Genomic DNA, 5135 nt, shown 5'->3' on the forward strand with positions numbered 1-5135 from the left:
GCACGACGACCGCCACCGCGGCCGGCGCGCCGCCCGTCCCGGAGGACTTCTACGGGCTGGTGCGCGAGGCACGCCGCCTGACGGTGGTGGGGCACCCCGGGGGCACCCGCCTGTGGCGCCGTGTCGCCGAGCACCTCGACGACGGCAGTGCCACGCACGACGACCGGCTCGGCCCGCAGGACCTGCTGCTGGCGGAACTGGCCGAGCACCGTGCCTACGAACTCTCACAGGAGGACCACGAGGACGAGTCCGCGGCCGAGCTCGAACGGTCGGGCGAGCTGTACGACGCGCTCGGCAAGCCCTGGCACGCCCTGTCCCTGCGGGCCCACGCCTTCGCACGGCTGACCATCGGGCGGGACGGGGCGCCGCGCGAGACCTCCGCCGGGGCCGCGGACCCGGCGGTCCGCCGCCCCGACGCCGCCGAGATCCGGGCCACCGTCGACAAGACCCTGCGGCTGGCCGAGGACCTCAAGGTCACGGCGCCCCTCACGGAAGGGGCCCCGGAGGAGGAGGCGGCCGGGTCCGGGGCCGACACCGCCGCACAGCGCGTACAGGAGTACCTCGTCACCCTGCACGCGTGCGCCCTGGCCGCCCACCAGGCGACGCTGGAGGAGGACGAGGACCCGGAGCCGGAGTCCGAGTCCGATTCCGTGCTGGAGTGGGCGAAGGGGGTCGGCGGTACGCTGCGCGCCGAGGCCGAGCGCCTGTCCGTCCCCCACCAGGTCGCCGCCGCACGGCTCTTCACGGCCGACCTGGCCGCACGCCGCGAGGACCTCGCCACGGCCGAGACGGAGATGCGCGCGGCCCTGACCGAGCTGACCGCCGGCGAACGCCCCTGGAGGGCCGCACGCGTACGCGCCAGGCTCGCCCAGATCCTGCTGGCCCGGCAGGAGCCGGCGGAGGCCGCGGAACTCCTGCACCAGGCCGTCGCCGACGCCGTACGGTACGACGACACGGACTTCCCGCTGGCCCCGACGTACGCCCTGCTCGCCCACGCCGCGTCCCACATGCGGGACGTGACCGGTGCGGTGCGCCACTTCTCGGAGGCGGCCGACCGCTACGACCGCCAGGGTGCGTCCCGGGAGGCCGTCGACATCCGCCTCCAGCTGGCCGACGTCCTGGCGCGGGGCGGCCGGCAGGCCGACGCGGTCGCCGTCCTGGAGTCGGTCCTGTCCGGCCTGCCGGAGGTCCGCGACGACGGGGCCGCAGGGGACGACGGGCGCCTGACCGCCCACGTGAGGCTGACCCTGGCCCGGGGGCTGCGGGAGCTGGAGGAGTACCTGCCGGCGGCGGAGGAGTTCCTGAGGGTGGCCGACGCCGTCGCGACCTGGCAGGAGGACCGGGAGATCCACACCATGGTGGCGGCCGAAGCGGCGACGGCGCTGCTGCTGGCCGACCGGCGGGACGCGGCCCGCACGGCCTACCAGCGTGCGGTCGACGCCCATGCGCAGGCCCCGAACGCCTCCTTCGTCGTCCAGATGATGTGCGAGTTCGCACGGCTGACGGTGCGCGCCCGCGAGGCGGAGGGCCTGGACGAGGCACTGGAGCACCTGACCCGGGCGGACGCGGTGCGCGCGGCGGTGCCCCAGGACGACGAGTGCTTCGTCCCCTGGTACCAGAGCGGCGCCGTGCACTACCGCCGCGCCCGGGTGCTGAGCGAGGTGGAACGCTTCCCCGAGGCCCTCGCGGAGGGCGAGGCCGCCGTGGCCGCGTACGAGGAGGGCGGCGCGGACGGCGAGGTCCCCCGCGCCGAGGCCGTCCGGATCACGGCCCTGATCGAGGGAACCGGCCTAGGCCGGTACGACGACGCGATCATCCGCCTGTCGTCGGCCATCGACCGCTGCCGTGCGGCGGACCTGGCCGAAGCGGCCCGAATCCTCGACGCCCTGCGCCAGGACTTCCGCAACCGGGCGTCCTGAGGGCGGGACCGCCCGGGCGCTCCCGCCCGGGCGGTCCCGGCCGCTTTCCACGCAAGAGTGGCTTTGTCGGCTTTTCGGGACATTGGGGCGAAGGGGCGTCGGGCAGGGATCCCTTCGACCCGTGATCCTCGGGGAAGGCCCGCGGAACCGGTCCGAAAGCCAGGGAGAGCCCGCAATGCGCACCATCCGCACCTCCTCCTCCACCGCCGCCGCTGTCCTCGCCGTCGCTCTGGCGGCCGTCGCGAGCGCGGGCACCGCGCGGGCGGCGACTGCGGGCGCCGTCGCCGCCCCGTCGGCCTGCCGGCCTGCCAACCACCTCGCGAAGATCGCGCGGGACCAGGGCAGCGCCGGGCACGCCCACTTCCGGGTGACGCTGACCGCGCCGAAGGGCTACGCGGCGTGCCGCCTCGCCGGTTCCCCGGCCGACGTGGCCTTCTCGCTCCACGGCACACCGCTCGGCATCACGGCCGGCCGGTACGGCGACCAGAGTGCGCCGGTGACCTTCGGTCCGGGGCGACCCGTCCACTTCGACATCCAGGTCCCCTCCGGCGGCCACGGCACCCCGGCGGACGAGGCGTCGTTCACGCTCAGGGCCCCCGGCGGCGAGATCCCGGGTACCTCCGTCGCCGGAGGCCGCTTCCAGGTGGCCGCCGGTACCCTCATCGGCCCGGTCCGACCCGGCGCCTGACCCCGGCCCCGAAGCCCCGTCACCCCTCAGGGCTCGTACAGGCGTACGGCCAGGGCGGCGATGTCGTCGTCGAGGCGGCCCCTGCTGTAGTTGAGGAGGTCGCGGTGGAGGGACGCGAGCAGTTCACGGGGCGGCGTCGGGGGCTGTCGGCCCATCCAGGCCGTCAGCGGGAAGAACTCGCCGTCGCGGGCGCGCGTCTCGGCGATGCCGTCGGTATAGAGGAGCAGCAGGTCGCCGGGGGCGAAGTCGAAGGTGTCGACGCTGTAGTGATCGCCGATCAGTTCCGCGAGGCTGAGCAGTGGCGAGGGGCTGGCGGACTCGAGGGTGCGGACGTCCCCGCGGTGCAGGACCAGGGGCGGGGGGTGTCCGCAGTTGAGGATGCCGATACGGCTGCCCTCGCGCGGGATCTGGACGAGGAGGGCGGTGGCGAAGCGCTCCATCGGACCTTCGGGGGGAAAGGAGGAGTTGTACCGGGTGCTGCTGGCATCCATCCTGCGGGCGACGTTCACCATGTCGGTCTCGTCGTAGGCGGCCTCCCGGAAGGCGTTGACGATCGCCGCGGCCGCCCCCACCGCCGGCAGTCCCTTGCCCCGCACGTCACCGATGAGCAGCCTGACCCCGTACGGCGTGTCGACCACCTCGTAGAAGTCCCCTCCGATGCGGGCCTCCGCCGCGGCCGCGAGGTACAGCGACTCGATGTCGATGTTCCCGAGACGGCTGGGCAGGGGGCTCAGCACCACCTGCTGCGCGGCGTCGGCGACGAGCCGCACCTGGAAGAGGGTGCGCTCGCGCTGGAGCCGGAGGTGGCTTCCGTACGCAGCGGCCACGGTCACCGCGATGATCCCCGCGGCGGTCCACCACGTTCCCAGGTCGGGGAAGATGAGGCTCAGGCCGATCATGAGGAGGAGGCAGACCGTGCCGAGCAGAACGGTGGGGAGGACCGGCCACATGGCGGCGGCCAGCGCCGGCGCCGCCGGCAGGAGGCGGCTGAAGGCCAGCTCCGGGGGAGTGGCGTAGGCCAGGCTGGCGATCACGACGGTCAGAATGACCGGCGACAGCCGCACAAGCCACCCCCGGCCGTAGCGCCGACGGAGCCCCGGCCGTCCAGACTCGATCACGCTTCCCAGACTATCCGCGCGACGAGGGCGCAGCACTCCGGCGTACGGAGCCGGACGCCCCCTACGGACCGGCTCACCGGCCCGCGGTGCCGCGTGGCGCGGCCCCGCAGGAGGCGCCACCGGGATCTGAATTCGAACATGCAAGCGAATCCGTGCGGGTGGGTGACGTGTCCGGCGGCGGACGCGCACCCACGGCGCGTCAGCACCGTGTCGGTGGGATGTCGGCCGTCCGGCGGGACTGTCGGTGATCGATGGGGGACGTGTCGGCGGCCGCCGGAACCGTGGGCGTCGGGTTGCCCGCACGCAGCGGCAGCCGTTGCCACCAGCAAGGGAGATCCCGTAGCCGTGTCGTCCGCATCCTCCACCCCGCCGTGGAACGTCCGACGCCTGCCGCGTGCCGACGGCAGCGTCTTCCTGGTCACCGGCGGCAACGCCGGCATCGGGTACTTCGTCGCGGAACAGCTGTCGCAGACCGGCGCCACGGTGGTGCTCGGCAGCCGGAATCCCGCGAAGGCCGAGGCCGCCCTGGCGTCGATACGCGCACGTGTCGCCGGCGCGCGGGTGCGCGCCGTTCCGCTGGACCTCGCCGACCTCGGCTCATTGCGATCAGCGGTGGAATCGCTGGGGGTGGAACGCCTCGACGCGGTGGTCCACAACGCCGGCGTCGCGCTGGACGGCCCCGCGCGCAGGGAGACGGGGGACGGTCACGAGCTCATGTTCGGCACGAACCACCTCGGGCACTTCGCGTTGACCCGGTGGCTGATGCCGCTGCTGTCGGCCGCACCGGCGGCCCGTGTCGTGACCACGGGCAGTTTCGCGGCGAAGTCGGAGCGGCTGGACCCGGACGACCTGCAGTCCCGGAAGGACTACCGGCCCAAGCGTTCCTACGGACGTTCCAAGCTGGCGCAGATGTACTTCGGTGTCGAACTCGACCGCCGCCTGCAAGCTGCCGGCGCCACGGTGGCGAGCGTGGTGGTGCACCCCGGCGGCGCGCTGGACTCCCTCACCCCGTCCCGGCCGCCGATCCACGTGCGCACCGCCGGCGCGCGGCTGGGCGCGGCACCCGCGTCCCTCCTCGTCCAGGGCAAGCACGCCGGCGCGTGGCCCGCGGTCCGGGCGGTGCTCGACCCGGCGGTACGCGGAGGCGGGCTGTGGGGACCGCGTGTCTTCGGCCTGCGCGGCGAACCCCGAGAGGAACCGGTGTGGAACCACCTCGCCGACGCCTCCGTCGCGGCGCGGCTGTGGGACGCGAGCTGTGACCTGGCCGGCGTCGACCCCGGCGCCGGCCCGGGATAGGTCATACCGGCCGGGGCGGCCAGTAGCCGGGCACGCCCACCGCGTCCCGTCCGTCGGAACACTGCCCGAACGGCCCTCCGGTCGAATCGGTCGCCGGGACCGACCCGCCTCCCC

3 protein-coding genes and 1 pseudogene are annotated in these 5135 nt (G+C 74.4%); 3 read left to right on the forward strand and 1 reads right to left on the reverse strand.

Features of this window, described 5'->3' with window-relative positions; translation table 11 throughout:
- Window positions 1-1919: pseudogene (locus ABZW32_RS38605) on the forward strand (hypothetical protein); the annotation flags it as partial.
- 175 nt (window positions 1920-2094) lie between these two features.
- Window positions 2095-2607, forward strand: coding sequence for a DUF4232 domain-containing protein (locus ABZW32_RS38610; protein ID WP_356225431.1), 513 nt, complete (start codon window positions 2095-2097; stop codon window positions 2605-2607).
- A 26-nt stretch (window positions 2608-2633) separates the two neighbouring features.
- Here the strand turns inward: ABZW32_RS38610 and ABZW32_RS38615 are convergent, their stop codons facing one another.
- Complete coding sequence (locus ABZW32_RS38615) at window positions 2634-3725, reverse strand: PP2C family protein-serine/threonine phosphatase (RefSeq protein ID WP_356225433.1); 1092 nt, start codon at window positions 3723-3725, stop codon at window positions 2634-2636.
- 345 nt (window positions 3726-4070) lie between these two features.
- Here ABZW32_RS38615 and ABZW32_RS38620 point away from each other — a divergent pair, with 345 nt between their 5' ends.
- On the forward strand, window positions 4071-5021 hold the full coding sequence (locus ABZW32_RS38620; RefSeq protein WP_356225435.1) for an SDR family NAD(P)-dependent oxidoreductase: 951 nt from the start codon (window positions 4071-4073) through the stop codon (window positions 5019-5021).
- Window positions 5022-5135 lie beyond the last annotated feature (114 nt).

The organism is Streptomyces sp. NPDC004667 (assembly GCF_040609475.1).
Classification (GTDB): Bacteria; Actinomycetota; Actinomycetes; order Streptomycetales; family Streptomycetaceae; genus Streptomyces.